Annotated in this window: 12 protein-coding genes and 1 pseudogene; 8 read left to right on the plus strand and 5 right to left on the minus strand. The window is 64.2% G+C overall.

Annotation, left to right across the window (positions count from 1 at the left end; genetic code table 11):
• Nucleotides 1–757 precede the first annotated feature (757 nt).
• Together JQ627_RS36805 and JQ627_RS36810 are read right to left on the minus strand one after the other, a co-directional pair.
• Complete coding sequence (locus JQ627_RS36805) at nt 758–940, minus strand: hypothetical protein (protein ID WP_212489228.1); 183 nt, start codon at nt 938–940, stop codon at nt 758–760.
• Nucleotides 937–1,287: a hypothetical protein gene (locus JQ627_RS36810; RefSeq protein ID WP_212489229.1), complete on the minus strand. Its 351-nt coding sequence runs from the start codon at nt 1,285–1,287 to the stop codon at nt 937–939. The genes JQ627_RS36805 and JQ627_RS36810 overlap by 4 nt, the downstream gene beginning before the upstream one ends.
• Nucleotides 1,288–1,878: 591 nt before the next feature.
• On the opposite strand from JQ627_RS36810, the gene JQ627_RS36815 reads away from it, so the two are divergent.
• Nucleotides 1,879–2,097: a hypothetical protein gene (locus JQ627_RS36815; protein WP_212489230.1), complete on the plus strand. Its 219-nt coding sequence runs from the start codon at nt 1,879–1,881 to the stop codon at nt 2,095–2,097.
• A gap of 132 nt (nt 2,098–2,229) precedes the next feature.
• Here the strand turns inward: JQ627_RS36815 and JQ627_RS36820 are convergent, their stop codons facing one another.
• The 3 genes from JQ627_RS36820 to JQ627_RS36830 form a co-directional block, all read right to left on the minus strand.
• Nucleotides 2,230–2,658 (minus strand): heme-binding protein, encoded by a 429-nt coding sequence (locus JQ627_RS36820; protein WP_212489231.1) that lies wholly within the window; start codon nt 2,656–2,658, stop codon nt 2,230–2,232.
• Nucleotides 2,651–5,626 (minus strand): FAD-binding and (Fe-S)-binding domain-containing protein, encoded by a 2,976-nt coding sequence (locus JQ627_RS36825; protein WP_212489232.1) that lies wholly within the window; start codon nt 5,624–5,626, stop codon nt 2,651–2,653. Before JQ627_RS36825 ends, JQ627_RS36820 begins: the two co-directional genes overlap by 8 nt.
• A gap of 104 nt (nt 5,627–5,730) precedes the next feature.
• Nucleotides 5,731–6,468 (minus strand): GntR family transcriptional regulator, encoded by a 738-nt coding sequence (locus tag JQ627_RS36830; protein WP_212489233.1) that lies wholly within the window; start codon nt 6,466–6,468, stop codon nt 5,731–5,733.
• Nucleotides 6,469–6,551: 83 nt separating this feature from the next.
• Between JQ627_RS36830 and JQ627_RS36835 the strand changes: the two genes are divergently transcribed.
• From JQ627_RS36835 to JQ627_RS36865, 7 genes and pseudogenes are all read left to right on the plus strand, one after another.
• A complete protein-coding gene (locus JQ627_RS36835; RefSeq protein WP_212489234.1) occupies nt 6,552–7,805 on the plus strand; it encodes an alanine--glyoxylate aminotransferase family protein in 1,254 nt (417 codons plus the stop codon).
• A gap of 49 nt (nt 7,806–7,854) precedes the next feature.
• A pseudogene (locus JQ627_RS36840) lies at nt 7,855–9,134 on the plus strand (MFS transporter).
• 126 nt (nt 9,135–9,260) lie between these two features.
• Entirely contained in the window at nt 9,261–10,460 is a 1,200-nt protein-coding gene (locus JQ627_RS36845) for an alanine--glyoxylate aminotransferase family protein (RefSeq protein ID WP_212489235.1), read from the plus strand.
• Between the two features lie 58 nt (nt 10,461–10,518).
• The gene (locus JQ627_RS36850) at nt 10,519–11,316 is read left to right on the plus strand and encodes an enoyl-CoA hydratase/isomerase family protein (protein WP_212489236.1); all 798 of its coding nucleotides are present in this window, start codon (nt 10,519–10,521) and stop codon (nt 11,314–11,316) included.
• Nucleotides 11,317–11,591: 275 nt separating this feature from the next.
• A complete protein-coding gene (locus JQ627_RS36855) occupies nt 11,592–12,566 on the plus strand; it encodes a tripartite tricarboxylate transporter substrate binding protein (protein ID WP_212489237.1) in 975 nt (324 codons plus the stop codon).
• A gap of 165 nt (nt 12,567–12,731) precedes the next feature.
• Nucleotides 12,732–13,274: a tripartite tricarboxylate transporter TctB family protein gene (locus JQ627_RS36860; RefSeq protein WP_212489238.1), complete on the plus strand. Its 543-nt coding sequence runs from the start codon at nt 12,732–12,734 to the stop codon at nt 13,272–13,274.
• 9 nt (nt 13,275–13,283) lie between these two features.
• Nucleotides 13,284–14,801: a tripartite tricarboxylate transporter permease gene (locus JQ627_RS36865; RefSeq protein ID WP_212489239.1), complete on the plus strand. Its 1,518-nt coding sequence runs from the start codon at nt 13,284–13,286 to the stop codon at nt 14,799–14,801.
• The last annotated feature ends 9 nt before the right edge of the window (nt 14,802–14,810 follow it).

The following is a 14,810-nucleotide window of genomic DNA, read 5'->3' on the forward strand; positions in this document are numbered from 1 at the left end:
CCCTTGCACCCGCTCTTGGACAAGAAGGGCGAGTTGATCTTCTCGATGTGGATGCGGCCGTTGATCTGCTCGACGCCGGCGGCCAGCTCGAGGAGCTTGCGCGCCGCGGCTTCCGGGTCAGCGTAGGGACGCGCCTCTGGCGCGCAGCGTTCAGGTCTGCCTTTGTCTGTGCAGTTGCGGCACTCGCGGGCTCTCGATTTGGGGGCGGCTCATTGAGGTCTCGGGCCCACGGTGCGCCCAGATCGGGCAACAGACTTCGACGCGGCATGTTCTGAGCTGGAGCAGGCAGAGACAAGAGAGACGACAACAAGGGACATCCCCGTCCGGCCCAACATTTGAGTGATCCTGCTCATCAGGCGATCAACTTCCAGCGTGGCCTTACTGGCGCCTGCGATCAGCTCGAGTATCGAAATAGATGACCGCTGCGAATGTGGCGCCTAGAGCCAAAACGCTGACACAGCCGGTAATCAACACCACCACCATCATAGCTGGATAAGTATTTCTACGGCGTCAGGGGTGCGCAATTCACGAATGATTAGCGCATGCAACAAGGCTGGGCCCGCCATCGTGAACCGGCGGGCCTTTACTTTTCCACATCCTCGACCCGCAGCGGCTCACGCTCGTTCCGCGGCCCAAGCGATTGATAATTTTGACTCTAGCTTGCGCCGCGTTTCGATGCGGGCATGCGGCCCCAGAAAATCACCTTCGGCGACATGCGCGGCGCTGGCGTGCGCGGCGTCCTGGTCTATTGCGCGGGCTAGGGCTGTAGCCACAGCGTAACCCTCAGCGCCGATCGCTGGCCCGATGACGTACGGCTGGCGCCGCCGCCGATGATCAGCGCGAGCAAGCCGGCAAGCGCGGCGCTCGCCCAGAACGGCGACAGCTTGACGCCGGCAAGCCCGGCCAGCCGCACGATCGCCGCGATCACAGCGCCGCTCATGTGTTTTTCCCCGTGCGGCAGTCGGCGACGCGCTTGGCCTCGATCTTGTGCGCTACGAACCAGATCAGCACGCCGAGGCCGGCGGTGATGGCGAGCACGACGACACCCGCGAGCAGCCAGGCGATCGCCGCCGGCGGAACGCCGAGCCCACGCGCAGCGTCATGCTGTACTGAAGTGGATGTCGAGCATCCCGACGGCGTCGCCGGCGATCTCTTGCTGCTCGATCGCCATGAGCTTGCCAACGCTGTGGCTCGGGTACAGACGCCCGGCGCCAATTCGGCTACCGGGCTTAAGGCATCAAGAGCCAAATCCAGCGCAGGAATAGCTTTGTCGTCACAGGGAAGCATTCGGTGTTTCCCATCTCCCCTAAATAAACCGGGCCGAGAACGACGAGTGTCCCCCGGTTGAAGACAATTGCGCGTGAGGTTCAGTCTTCGCAATCTGACATCGACCTACCGCGCAACAGGCCAACCGGAATTTGTGACTGTACTTGCAATAACTTCGGAAGAACGGTTTGTGCTGGTCTGTCAATACCGGCCCGCCATAGAGCGCTTTTCCTCGGAGTTACCCGCGGGAATATGAGGATGGATGGCTCTTGGCCATGTAGCGCACCGACTTAGTGACCTCGATCCTCTGGGCGTGCAGTATCGAGTTGGCGACGCCTCGAAGGCGGCCCTGCCGAGCACGCGGATTTGCTCTTCCCCGGCATGGAGCCGGTCGAAGTTTTCAGGCCGCATCTGAAGATTGATCGTGGAGTCGATCGAAAGGCAGAGCTACCGGTCGGGAACTTTAGCCGCTCTGGCAGCCGACAGCGACGAAAAGTTACCGTGCGGGAACATTCAGGAGCAGCTGGCGCGATTCACGACAACGTGAATCCAAAACCTGTTGAGCCTTTCAGCCCTGTCGCCGACGTTCGCTCGAACGCAAGGAAACGTGCCATGAAAGTGAGGCTGTACGACGTCGTTAAAGAGCTGGAGGAGGATGGCTTCAAGCTCTCTGTGAAGACGGAGGATCGCGACGTGCACTTGGTCGTTACGAAATCCCGTATAGATGGCGGCGAGGACCTCGTTGCGCGACTAAACCTCCACAATAACATTGTGGGCCCGCACGAGGAGTGGAATTTCTGGGAGAGGGTCGGCCTTTACTCGCGCGCATAGAAGGCGGTCGGGTCGCCCTGCAGCTGAGCGGTGACTTGCTACTCATTACGTGCTTCAAACGGAGTGACATCACCCGCCGCCGAACTTTCGGCACCGACGCTCGCTTGTGCTCCGCTTCGTCGCGGTCGAGCGCTATCCAGCGTTGGCCTTCAGTCCTGCGGTCAAGATACCGGCCACGGCACAAGCCTCGTCATTGTCGGAGGTGTCGCCGGAGACGCCGACGGCGCCGAGCAGCGTTGCGCCATCCATGATCAGCACACCACCGGGGACCGGCACCAGTGCGCCCTTGGCGATAGTGTTCACGGCGTCGATGAAATAGGCCTGCTCCTGCGCGCGCTGGAACAGCGCACGCGAGCCCATGCCCATCGCGAGCGCGCCATAGGCTTTGCCGTGAGCGATCTCGTGGCGCATCAGGCTGGTGCCGTCCTGCGCCGCGGCGATCTTGAGCACGCCGCGTGCGTCCAGGATGGTGACGACCAGCGGCTTGAGCTTGAGCTCGGTGGACTTTGCGAAAGCGGCGTCGAGGATCTTGCGGGCGGTATCTAGCGTGAGGTCAGCCATGGCTGGTTTCCTTTTTAGTGTGAGAAGTGAAATTTGCTCCGGCGCGGTCGAGGCTCATCGCCAGCACGCGCGCGACGTGAAGCGCTTCGCGCTGGGCGCCGTCGTGGATCTGATGCCGGCAGGAGGTGCCGTCGGCAACGACGAGTGTATTCGGGTCCGCGCGTCGCACGGCGGGCAGCAGCGACAGCTCGGCCATCTCGATCGAGGCGTCATAGGTCTCAGTGCCGTAACCGAAGGCGCCGGCCATGCCGCAACAGCTCGACTCGATGGTCTCGACCTTCAGTCCGGGGACGAGGCGCAACACCTGTTCGACCGGCTTGAAGGCGCCAAAGGATTTTTGGTGGCAATGGCCATGCACGACGGCCTTGTCGGCGACGGTGCCGAGCGACAGTTGCAGCCGGCCGGCCTCGGCCTCGCGCACCAGGAATTCCTCGAAAGTCAGTGCGTGGGCGCCGACGGCCTTGGCATCGTTGTCCTTGCGCAGCGAAGAAAGCTCGTCGCGGAGCGTCAGCAGGCAGCTCGGCTCGAGGCCGATGATCGGCACACCGCGCGCGGCAAAGGGCGCGAACGCGGCCACCAGTCGGTCGAGCTCGGTCCTGGCTTCGTCGACGAGACCGGCTGAGAGGAAGGTGCGGCCGCAGCAGAGCGGGCGACTGCCGCTCGCAGGCTCGGGCAGATGCACGCGATAGTCGCCCGCCGTGAGGACGCGGAGCGCGGCGTCGAGATTTTCGCGCTCGTAGATGCGATTGAAAGTGTCCGTGAACAACACGACTTCGCGGCCGGTCTCCGGCCCGACCGCTTCCGCGGGCGGCACGAACACATCGCTGCGGAAGGCGGGCAGGGCGCGCTGCGCGCTGATGCCGGCAAAACGCTCGAACAGGTTTCGCAGCAGCGGGCTGCGGTTGCGCAAATTGGCGAGTGGCGCGAGGCGCGACGCAAGGGCGGCATAGCGCGGGAGATAGCCGACCAGGCGGTCGCGCAGCGTCAGGCCGCGCGATGCGGCGCGGGCGGCGAGCACCTCGATCTTCATCTTGGCCATGTCGACACCGGTCGGGCATTCATGGCGGCAGGCCTTGCAGGAGACGCAGAGTTTCAACGTCTCCATCATCTCGTCGGACGAGAGCGCATCGGGGCCGAGTTGGCCGGAGATCGCGAGGCGGAGCGTGTTGGCACGACCTCGCGTGACGTCCTTCTCGTTCCGGGTGGCGCGATAGGACGGGCACATCACGCCGCCTTCGAGCTTGCGGCAAGCGCCGTTGTTGTTGCACATCTCGACCGCGCCCTGAAAGCCGCCGCCCGCGCCGGGATAAGCCGACCAGTCGAGCTTCGTCTTCAACTCGTTGACGCGATAGTCCGGCCGGTAGCGGAACAGCGAACGGTCGTCCATCCGGGGCGCATCGACGATCTTGCCGGGGTTGAGGACGCCGTCGGGATCGAAGCGTTGCTTCACCTCCCTGAAGTCGGCGACGAGACGCTCGCCGAACATCGTCTCGTGAAATTCGGAGCGCACCAGGCCGTCGCCATGCTCGCCGGAATGCGAGCCCTTGTACTCGCGCACCAGCGCGAAGGCCTCTTCGGCGATGGCGCGCATCGCCTTGACGTCCTTCTCCAGCTTGAGGTTCAGCACCGGGCGCACATGCAGGCAGCCTTCGGAGGCATGTGCGTACATCGTGCCGCTGGTGCCGTGCTTGGCGAAGACCTCGCCCAGCCGCGCGGTGTAGTCGGCCAGATGCGGCAGCGGCACGGCGCAGTCCTCGACGAAGGAGACCGGCTTGCCCTCCTGCTTCATCGACATCATGACGTTGAGGCCGGCGGCGCGGAAATCGGCGATGCCACTCTGGAGTGCGGGCTCGGTAATCTCGACCACGCCGCCCCATTTGCGCTTGTCGTTGTTCCAGCCGAAGCCGAGATCGCCCATCAACTCGCCGAGTTGTTTTAGGCGCAGAAGATTATCCGCCTGGTCTTCCTCGGCGAACTCGACCACCAGCACCGCGTCCGGATCGCCCTTGATGGCGGCAGAGATGATCGGCCTGAACATCGCGATGTCGCGACCGAGCGCGAGCATGGTGCGGTCGACCAGCTCGACCGCGATCGGCTTGAGCTTGACCAGGTGCTGGGCGGCGTCCATCGCCTCGTAGAAGCTACCGAAATGGCAGATGCCGAGCGCCTTGTTGCGAATGACAGGCCACAGCTTCAGCTCGACCTTGGTGGTGAAGGCGAGGGTGCCTTCGGAGCCGACCAGGAGATGCGCCATGTTGTTGCGCGCATTGCGCGGCACCAGCGCATCGAGATTGTAGCCGCCGACACGGCGCTGCACCTTGGGAAAGCGTGCGGTGATCTCGTCGGCCTCGCGGGCGCCGAGATCGAGCATGTCGCGGAACAGGGCTCGCGCGCTGTCGTTCGCATCGAGATCGGAGAGATCGCGCGACACCTCGCCGTAGCGGCCCAGCGTGCCGTCGGCGAGCGCCGCCTCCATCGACAGCGTGTTGTCGCGCATGGTGCCGTAGCGAAGCGAGCGGCCGCCGCAGGAATTGTTGCCGGCCATGCCGCCGATGGTGGCGCGGGAGGCCGTGGAGACGTCGACCGGAAACCACAAGCCGTGCTTCTTAAGCTGGCGGTTGAGGTCGTCGAGGACAATGCCGGGCTCGACCACGCAGGTACGGCCCCCGACATCGAGCGACAGGATGCGGTTCAGGTGCTTCGAGAGATCGACCACGAGCCCGTCATTGACGGTCTGGCCGCACTGCGAGGTGCCGCCGCCGCGCGGGGTGACCTTCAAGCCCTCGTCGCGGGCGATCGCCAGTGCCCGCAGCGCCTCGTCCATGGTCTTGGGAGCGACCACGCCCGCCGGCATGATCTGGTAGAACGAGGCGTCGGTGGCGTAGCGGCCGCGGCTAAAGCCGTCGAACAGGACGTCGCCGGTCATTTCCGCGCGCAGGCGCCGTTCGAGCGAGGAGGCGTTTGTCATCCCTGATCCCGGACTGATCCAACGGGGCGCACGCCCGATTTGGTATTCATTCTTATTTCCTATCGATTATATTATGAACGCAAACTGAGCAAGCCGGCCGCCCTTCAGGGCGAGGCCGGCGCGTTCTCCTGGGGTTCGGTCAGGTGCTCGATCGCGGCGACCCGCTTGTTGCGCAGGTGCTGGAACAGGATGTCGCTGAGCTCGCTGCCGGCGCGGCGGCGCAGGGCGTCGAGGATGGCCTCGTGCTCGCGCATCGCCTCCGCCCAGCGCTGCCGCTTGCGGGCGAAATTGGCGGAGTAGCGTACGCGGCGAATACGTCCGGCGAAGTTGGTGTAGGCGGTCTTCAGCGTCTCGTTGCGCGCGGCCGCGACGATGCTCTCGTGGATGCGCTGGTTGGTCTGGAAGTAACCGTGCATATCGCGGTGCAGGTAGTGCCCATACATCTCGTAATGCAGCTGCTCGATCGCGGTGATTTCCTCATCCGTAATGGCCTCGCAGGCCAAGCGCCCGGCAAGGCTCTCCAGTCCTGCCATGACATCGAACAGCTCTTCCAGATCGCGCTGGCTGAGCTGACGTACCCGCGCGCCGCGGTTGGGCAAAAGCTCGATCAGGCCCTCGGCAGCGAGCACTTTTAGCGCCTCGCGCAAGGGTGTGCGGGAGATGCCGAGCATCTCGCAGAGCTGCCGCTCGGGAACGCGCGCGCCGTCGGGAATATTGCCCTCGACCACATAGTCGCGCAGCCGCAGCAGGATCTCGCCGTGAAGCGATGACTCCTGGCGGTCGCCGCCATTGTCTGCCGGCGGGGCTAAGGGAATCCCGGTGTCGGGAATCGTGGATTTCATTTGCAGCACAATAGTTTGCCTGTTTGGTCGCGTCGATGTTCACAAATCGCATACCAAAAATCGATTGAAAGGACAAAAAATGAATGCAAAATAGGCGGCGAAGCCGGTCAGAGCTCGCCGACAGGGAGGTTTTCGTGCATCAGGGACGCCATTTCCTTCAGATTCCAGGCCCGAGCCCGGTCCCAGAGCGCGTCCTGCGCGCCATGGACATGCCCGTGATCGACCACCGGAGTGCGGAATTCGGCGAGCTCGGCCGCGCCGTGCTCGAGGGCAGCCAGAAGATTTTCCAGACCGCCGGCCCGGTCGTGATCTTCCCCTCGTCGGGGACTGGCGCCTGGGAGGCCGCGATCGTCAACACGCTGTCGCCGGGCGACAGGGTGCTAATGGTCGAGACCGGTCATTTCGCCACCCTGTGGCGCCAGATGGCCGGCCGTTTCGGCATCGAGGTCGATTTCGTGCCCGGCGACTGGCGTCGCGGCGCCGACCCGGCCGTGGTCGAAGCAAAGCTCACCGAGGACAAGGCACGCGCGATCAAGGCCGTAATGGTCGTGCATAACGAGACTTCGACGGGGGCGACCAGTCGCATCGCCGCGATCCGCGCCGCGATCGACCGCACGGGCCATTCCGCGCTGCTGATGGTGGACACCATCTCCTCGCTCGGCTCGGTCGACTACCGCCACGACGAGTGGAAGGTCGATGTCAGCGTGAGTTGCTCGCAGAAGGGTTTCATGTTGCCGCCCGGCCTCGGCTTCAACGCGATCTCGGAGAAGGCCCGCACGGCTGCGAAGACCAACAAGATGCCGCGCTCCTATTTCGATTGGGAGGAAATGCTCAAGCCCAATGCAAAGGGCTTCTTCCCCTACACGCCGGCGACCAATCTGCTCTACGGCCTGCGCGAGGCGATCGCGATGCTGCTCGAAGAGGGGCTCGACAACGTGTTCGCGCGCCATCAGCGGCTGGCCGCCGCGACGCGTGCCGCGGTCAATCACTGGGGCCTCGAGATCCTCTGCCAGGAGCCTTCTGAGTTCTCGCCGGTGCTCACCGCGGTGTTGATGCCGCCGGGCCACGACGCCGATCAGTTCCGCAAGATCCTGCTCGACAATTACAACATGTCGCTCGGCTCGGGCCTGTCGAAGGTTGCCGGAAAAGTGTTCCGCATTGGCCATCTCGGCGAATGCAACGCGCTCACCCTGCTCGGCGCGCTCACCGGCGTGGAGATGGGTCTGTCGGTTGCTGGCGTGCCGCACCGCTCCGGCGGGGTCGACGTCGCGATGAAGCTCCTGGAGCAGCGCCCGCAGGGCAATTCCTCGCCGCATCTCAAGGTGGTTGGCACCTAAATCGCGCGGGGCAGGCGGGCGACAATCATAGCAATTCCGCAGGGGGGAGATAGGAGTTCGGTTCAAGGCCACGCATGTCGTGCTGGCGAAGCTGTGCGCGATGTATTTCATCACCTATGTCGACCGGGTGAACATCGGCACCGCCGCGAGCGAGATCCAGAAGGAGCTGGGTCTGTCGAACACACAGCTTGGCCTCGTCTTCTCCGCCTTCGCCTACCCCTATCTGCTGTTCCAGGTGATCGGCGGCTGGGTCGGCGATCGTTTCGGGCCGAAGACGCTGTTCTGGTGCGGTATGATCTGGGCGGTGGCGACCATCTCGACCGGCTTCGTCAACGGTCTTGCCGCGCTGTTCGTCGCGCGCTTCGCGCTCGGCTTCGGCGAGGGCGCGACATTCCCGGCCGCAACGCGCGCAATGCAATATTGGACACCGGCGAACCGCCGCGGTTTTGCGCAGGGACTGACCCATTCCTTCGCGCGGCTCGCCAATGCCGTGACGCCGCCCGTCGTCGCGCTGTTGATCCTGTGGCTGACCTGGCGCGGCGCGTTCGTCGTTCTCGGCTTCGTCAGCCTCGTCTGGGGCGTCGTCTGGGTCTGGTACTTCCGCAACGAGCCAAAGGAGCACGTCTCGATCACGGAAGCCGAACTCGCCGCGCTGCCGCCGCGCCCGACCGGCGAGCGGCCGCGCGTGCCATGGGGCCCGCTGCTCGGCCGGATGTGGCCGGTGACGCTGACCTATTTCTGCTACGGCTGGTGCCTGTGGCTCTATCTCAACTGGCTGCCGCTGTTCTTCAAGAACAACTACAATCTCGACATCAAGAACTCGGCGCTGTTCGCCTCCTTCGTCTTCTTCGCCGGCGTGGTCGGCGACAGTGTCGGCGGCGTGCTCTCGGACAAGATCCTCGATCGCACCGGCAATGTCCGCCTGGCGCGGCTGAAGTCACCGTTGCGGGATTTACGGGGGCTCTGCTCTCGCTGTTTCCGATCCTGTTCGTCCACGACATCACGATCGTCGCGCTGTGCCTGTCGGCCGGCTTCTTCTGCGCCGAGTTGGTCATCGGCCCGAGGTGGTCGATCCCGATGGACATCGCCCCGAAATACTCCGGCACCGCCTCGGGACTCATGAACACCGGCTCGGCCTTCGCCGCCATCGTCTCCCCGCTCGTTGCCGGCTTCGTGATCGACGCGACCGGCAACTGGTACCTGCCGTTCCTGATGTCGATGGGGCTGCTGCTGCTCGGCGGCTTTTCCGCCTTCCTGATGCATCCGGAGCGCCCGTTCACCGAGGCCGAGGGGCGCCTGCCGGTCGGAAGGGTGGTGGCAGCAGAGTAGGGGAAGCGCGCCCCGGGCGAGGGCCGCTGGTTATGCATGGGAGGCGTCTTAAGGAGAGGGGACAAGCCGGTCAAATGGTGCTATTCGGCGCCCATCAAAACTAAGGCTAGACCGGGAAGGACGCCGATGACCGTGCACACTGGAAGGCATTTCTTACAGATTCCAGGACCGACCAACGTGCCCGACCGGGTGCTGCGGGCGATGGACATGCCGACGCTGGATCATCGCGGTCCGGAGTTCGCCGAGCTCGGTTTCGCGGTTCTGGCCTCGATGCAGCGCGTGTTCCGCACCCAGCAGCCCGTGATCATCTTCCCCTCGTCCGGCACCGGCGCCTGGGAAGCGGCGATGGTCAACGTGTTCGCGCCCGGCGACAAGGTCCTGATGTGCGAGACCGGCCAGTTCGCCGTGCTCTGGCGCGGCATCGCCGACAAGTTCAAGATCGACGTCGACTTCATCCCGAGCGACTGGCGCCATGGCGCCGACCTCGCCGAGATCGAGAAGCGCCTTAGCGCTGACAAGCAGCACGCAATCAAGGCAGTCTGCGTCGTCCACAACGAGACCTCGACCGGCTGCGTGACGCCGCCGCTGGAGGTGCGCAAGCTGCTCGACCGTGTCAAGCATCCGGCGCTGCTGATGGTCGACACCATCTCCGGCCTCGGCTCGATGGAATATGAGCACGACGCCTGGGGCATCGACGTCTCGGTCGCCGGCTCGCAGAAGGGCCTGATGCTGCCCCCGGGCCTCGGCTTCAACGCCGTCTCGGAGAAGGCGCTCGCGGTGGCGAAGGCGAACCCCGGCATGCGCTCCTACTGGGACTGGCAGGAGGTCATCTCCTTCAACAAGCTCGGCACCTTTCCTTATACGCCCGCGACCAATCTGCTCTACGGCCTGCGTGAAGCGGTCAAGATGCTGGAAGAGGAGGGGCTGGAGAACGGCTGGACCCGCCACAAGCGTCACAGCGCGGCGACGCGCGCCGCGGTCAAGGTCTGGGGCCTGGAGACGCAGTGCGCCGATCCTGCCGCACACTCGCCGGCGCTGACCGGCGTGCGCGTGCCTGATGGCCACGACGCCGACGCCTTCCGCAAAGTGGTGCTGGAAAACTTCGACATGTCGCTCGGCACCGGCCTGAATAAGGTCAAGGGCAAGGTGTTCCGCATCGGCCATATCGGCCATTTCAACGATTTGATGCTGATGGGCACGCTCGCCGGCGTCGAGATGGGCCTTGATCTTGCAAAGATTCCGCACCGGAGCGGCGGCGTATTGGCGGCCTTGGACGTCCTGAAGGGACGCGACGCGGTGCCGATGGCCAAGGCTCAGGTAGCCTGAAGGCCCAGGTGGCCTAAAGGCTCAAGTGGCCTGAACTAACCTAGAAAGTGAGCGCCCGATGAACGCACCGACGACGACCAACGAAGACCTGCTCTACTCCGTCCAGGACGGCATCGCGCGGATCACCTTCAACCGCCCCCAGGCGCGCAACGCAATGACCTTCGCCATGTATGACCGCATGGCGGAGATCTGCCAGGAGATCAACGCCGATCGCTCGATCAAGGCGCTGATCCTGACCGGCGCCGGCGACAAGGCCTTCGCCTCGGGCACCGACATTTCTCAATTCCGCGCCTTCAAGACCGCGCAGGACGCGCTCGACTACGAGGCCCGCATCGACCGCGTGCTCGGCACGCTCGAGCAGTGCCGCGTGCCCGTGATCGCGGCGATCGCGGGGGCCTGCACCGGCGGCGGCGCCGGCATCGCGGCCTGCTGCGACCTCCGCATCGGCACCGAGACGACGCGCATCGGCTTCCCGATCGCACGTACGCTCGGCAACTGCCTGTCGATGTCCAACATCAGCCGCGTCGTCTCGCTGGTTGGTCCCGCCCGCACCAAGGATCTGATCTTCAAGGCGCGCCTCGTCGAAGCGCGGGAAGCGCTGTCGCTCGGCCTGCTCAACGAGGTCGTGCCCGACGTCGAGACGCTTCAACGCCGTGCCGACGAGACCGCAAAGCTCGTCGCCAGCCATGCGCCGCTCACGCTGGAAGCGACCAAGGAGGCGGTGCGCCGCATCCGCCGCACGCTGTCGCGCGAAGAGGGCGAGGACCTGATCCTCAAGGCCTATATGAGCGAAGATTTCCGCGAGGGCATGGACGCCTTCCTCAACAAGCGTACGCCGAACTGGAAGGGCAAGTAGCGCATGTCGTGAAGCCGGGGGCGGTGATGAACCCGGACGACATCCTGCTGGTCTAGTCGGCCCGCGCGTTGCTTTCCGAACTGGCGCGGGCTCCCCGAGCGGCCCGCGCTTTTTCTGTGCGGCGTGCTTGCAATCGATCTCATTCCAAAGTCATAAGCGGCGCGATGCCGGCCCGGCTTGAACTGGCCGGCATTCGCCCGCACAATGCAATTTGCCTTACTTCGCGAATTGCCAATTCGAACAAGAACATAGGGAAGATGCGCGTGGGACATGGAATGAAGGCCGCGGTCGTGCTGGCGGCTACGCTTTGCAGCGCGCCGGCCTTGGCCGGCTGGGAACCGACCAAGCCGGTCGAGATCGTGGTCGCGGCAGGCGCGGGCGGCGCCTCCGACCAGATGGCGCGGATGATGCAGGCCGCGATCCAGAAGAACAATCTGATGAAGCAGCCGATGGTCGTCTCGCTCAAGGGCGGCGCCTCGGGCGCGGAAGCGCTGATGTACATGAAGTCGAGCGATGGCGATCCGAACAAGGTGCTGATCGCCTATTCGCTGATCTACATGCTGCCGCTGTCCGCGAAGATCCCGTTCAACTGGCGCGAGCTGACCCCGGTCTCGGTGATTGCGCTCGACCAGTTCGTGCTGTGGGACAACAGCGCAGGTCCGAAGACGGTGAAGGAATTCGTCGCGGCCGCGAAGGCTGCGAGCTCGCCGTTCAAGATGGGCGGCACCGGCTCCAAGCGCGAGGACCACGTGCTGACCGTCTTCCTCGAGCAGAAGACCGGCGCGAAATTCTCCTATCTGCCCTACAAGTCTGGTGGCGAGGCCGCGACCCAGCTCGTCGGCAACCACACCGAATCCAACGTCAACAACCCAAGCGAAAATCTCGAAGTCTGGCGTGCCGGCCAGGTGCGTCCGCTCTGCGTGTTCGACAAGGAGCGCATCTCCTACACCAGCAAGGTGACGGACACGCAGTCCTGGGCCGACATCCCGACTTGCAAGGAGGAGGGCGTCGACGTCCAGTATCTGATGCTGCGCGCGATGTTCCTGCCCGGCAAGGTCACGCCGGAGCAGCAGGCGTTCTATGTCGATCTGTTCCACAAGGTGACGCAGACCGCGGAATACAAGGACTACATGGAAAAGCAGGCGCTGAAGCCGATCTTCCTCACCGGCAAGGACATGGTGCAATTCCTCGAGGAGGACGACGCCACCAACAAGTCGCTGATGACGGAAGCCGGATTCGTCGCGAAGTAAGATGCTCTGCTCCCTCGCCCCGTTCTTACGGGGAGAGGGTTGGGGTGAGGGGCACTCTCCGCGAGTCAAATGCTCACCGTCCCCGCGGAGACTCCCCCCTCACCCCAACCCTCTCCCGGCAAGCGGGGCGAGGGAGAATCGACAGCACTCCGTCCCTGATAGCTCATGTCCCAAACCGATCTTGAAATCGTCGTCGACGATCCGACCGCGCCTGAAGACGACTCGCCCTCCGTCGTCTCCTCTGGCACGATCGAGATATGCGTCTGTCTGCTGTTGCTCGCGTTGGCCGCAACGCTTGGCTACGACAATTGGCGCACCGGCGCCTCCTGGGATTCGACCGGGCCGGAGCCCGGCTATTTCCCGTTCTATCTCTCAGTCATCCTCGGTGGCGGCAGCCTCTATGGACTGATTGCGGCGTTCGTGGCGCACCGCGCGGCATCCGAAAGCTTCGTCACGCGTGCGCAAGCGCGCCGTGTGATGGCGGTGTTCGCGCCAACGTTGCTGTTCTGCCTGGTGATGCAGTTCCTTGGCCTCTACGTGGCGAGCTTTCTCCTGATTGCAGGCTTCATGCGGCTGGTCGGCAGGATCGCGCTGTGGAAGTCGCTGCTCACTGCCTCCCTGTTCACGGCGATCATGTTCGTCACCTTCGACATCGCCTTCGACGTCATCATGCCGAAAGGGCCGCTCGAAGCGGCCTTCGGCTACTAGGCGCTCACGATGGAAGCTTTCGGTCTCCTCCTTCATGGCTTCGCCGTCCTGCTGACGTGGAAGACGCTCGTGCTCATGATGGTCGGGCTGGTGCTCGGCATCTTCGTCGGTGTGCTGCCCGGGCTCGGCGGCCCCAACGGCGTTGCGATCCTGCTGCCGCTCACCTTCACGATGGACCCGACCTCGGCGATCGTGATGCTGTCCTGCATCTATTGGGGCGCGCTGTTCGGCGGCGCAATCACCTCGATCCTGTTCAACATTCCCGGCGAGGCATGGTCGGTCGCAACCACGTTCGACGGTTATCCGATGGCGCAGCAGGGCAGGGCGGCGGAGGCGCTGACGGCGGCGTTCACGTCCTCCTTCATCGGCTCGCTGGTCGCGGTGCTGCTGATCACCTTCCTCGCACCGATGATCTCGTCCTTTGCGCTGAAGTTCGGCCCGCCCGAGTTCTTCGCTGTTTATCTGCTGACCTTCTGCTCCTTCGTAGGATTGGGGCGCGAGGCCAAGCACAAGACGGTGATCTCGATGTCGCTGGGGCTGCTGCTCGCGGGCGTTGGCATGGATACCGTGTCCGGCCAGTTGCGCATGACCTTCGGCTCGGCCGAGCTCTTGCGCGGCATCAACTTCCTCGTTGCCGTCATCGGCCTGTTCGGCATCAGCGAGATCCTGTTGACGATGGAGGAGCGGCTGGCGCTGCGTGGACACGCGGCGAGCATTTCGCTCCGCGTCGTGCTAAGCGTCTGGAAGGACCTGCCGAAATACTGGGTGACGCTGCTGCGTTCCTCCTTCATCGGCTGCTGGCTCGGCATCACCCCGGGCGGCGCGATCGCGGCCTCCTTCATGGGTTACAACCTCGCAAAACGCTTCGCCAAGGATCCCGAGAGCTTTGGCAAGGGCCGTATCGAGGGTGTGTTCGCGCCGGAGACGGCAGCGCATGCCTCCGGCACCTCGGCGCTGCTGCCGATGCTGGCGCTCGGCATTCCCGGTTCCGGCACCGCCGCGATCCTGCTCGGCGGGTTGATGGTGTGGGGACTCAATCCGGGCCCGCTGCTGTTCGTCGAGCACAAGGACTTCGTCTGGGGTCTGATCGCCTCGATGTATCTCGGCAATGTCGTCGGCCTCGTGCTGGTGCTGACGACGGTGCCGATCTTCGCCTCGATCCTGCGCGTGCCGTTCGCCGCGGTGGCACCGATGATCGTGGTGTCCTGCGCGATCGGCGCCTATGCGATCCAGAACGCGATGTTCGACATCTGGCTGATGCTGGGCTTCGGCGTCGTCGGCTACGTTTTCAAGAAGATCGGCATCCCGCTCGCGCCGTTCACCCTGGCGCTCGTGCTTGGCAACCGCGCCGAGGATGCCTTCCGCTTGTCGATGATCGGGTCCAGCGGCAACCTAAAGGTGTTCTGGTCGAACGGCCTGGTCGGCTCGATCACGACGCTGGCCATCCTGTTGCTTTTCTGGCCGGTGATCGACGGTCTTCTTGGGCGCGCCGGATGGATGCGGCGGGCGAAACCCGCCTCGAATTAGCAAAGAGAG

It is taken from the genome of Bradyrhizobium liaoningense (assembly GCF_018130785.1).
Taxonomy (GTDB): domain Bacteria; phylum Pseudomonadota; class Alphaproteobacteria; order Rhizobiales; family Xanthobacteraceae; genus Bradyrhizobium; species Bradyrhizobium liaoningense_A.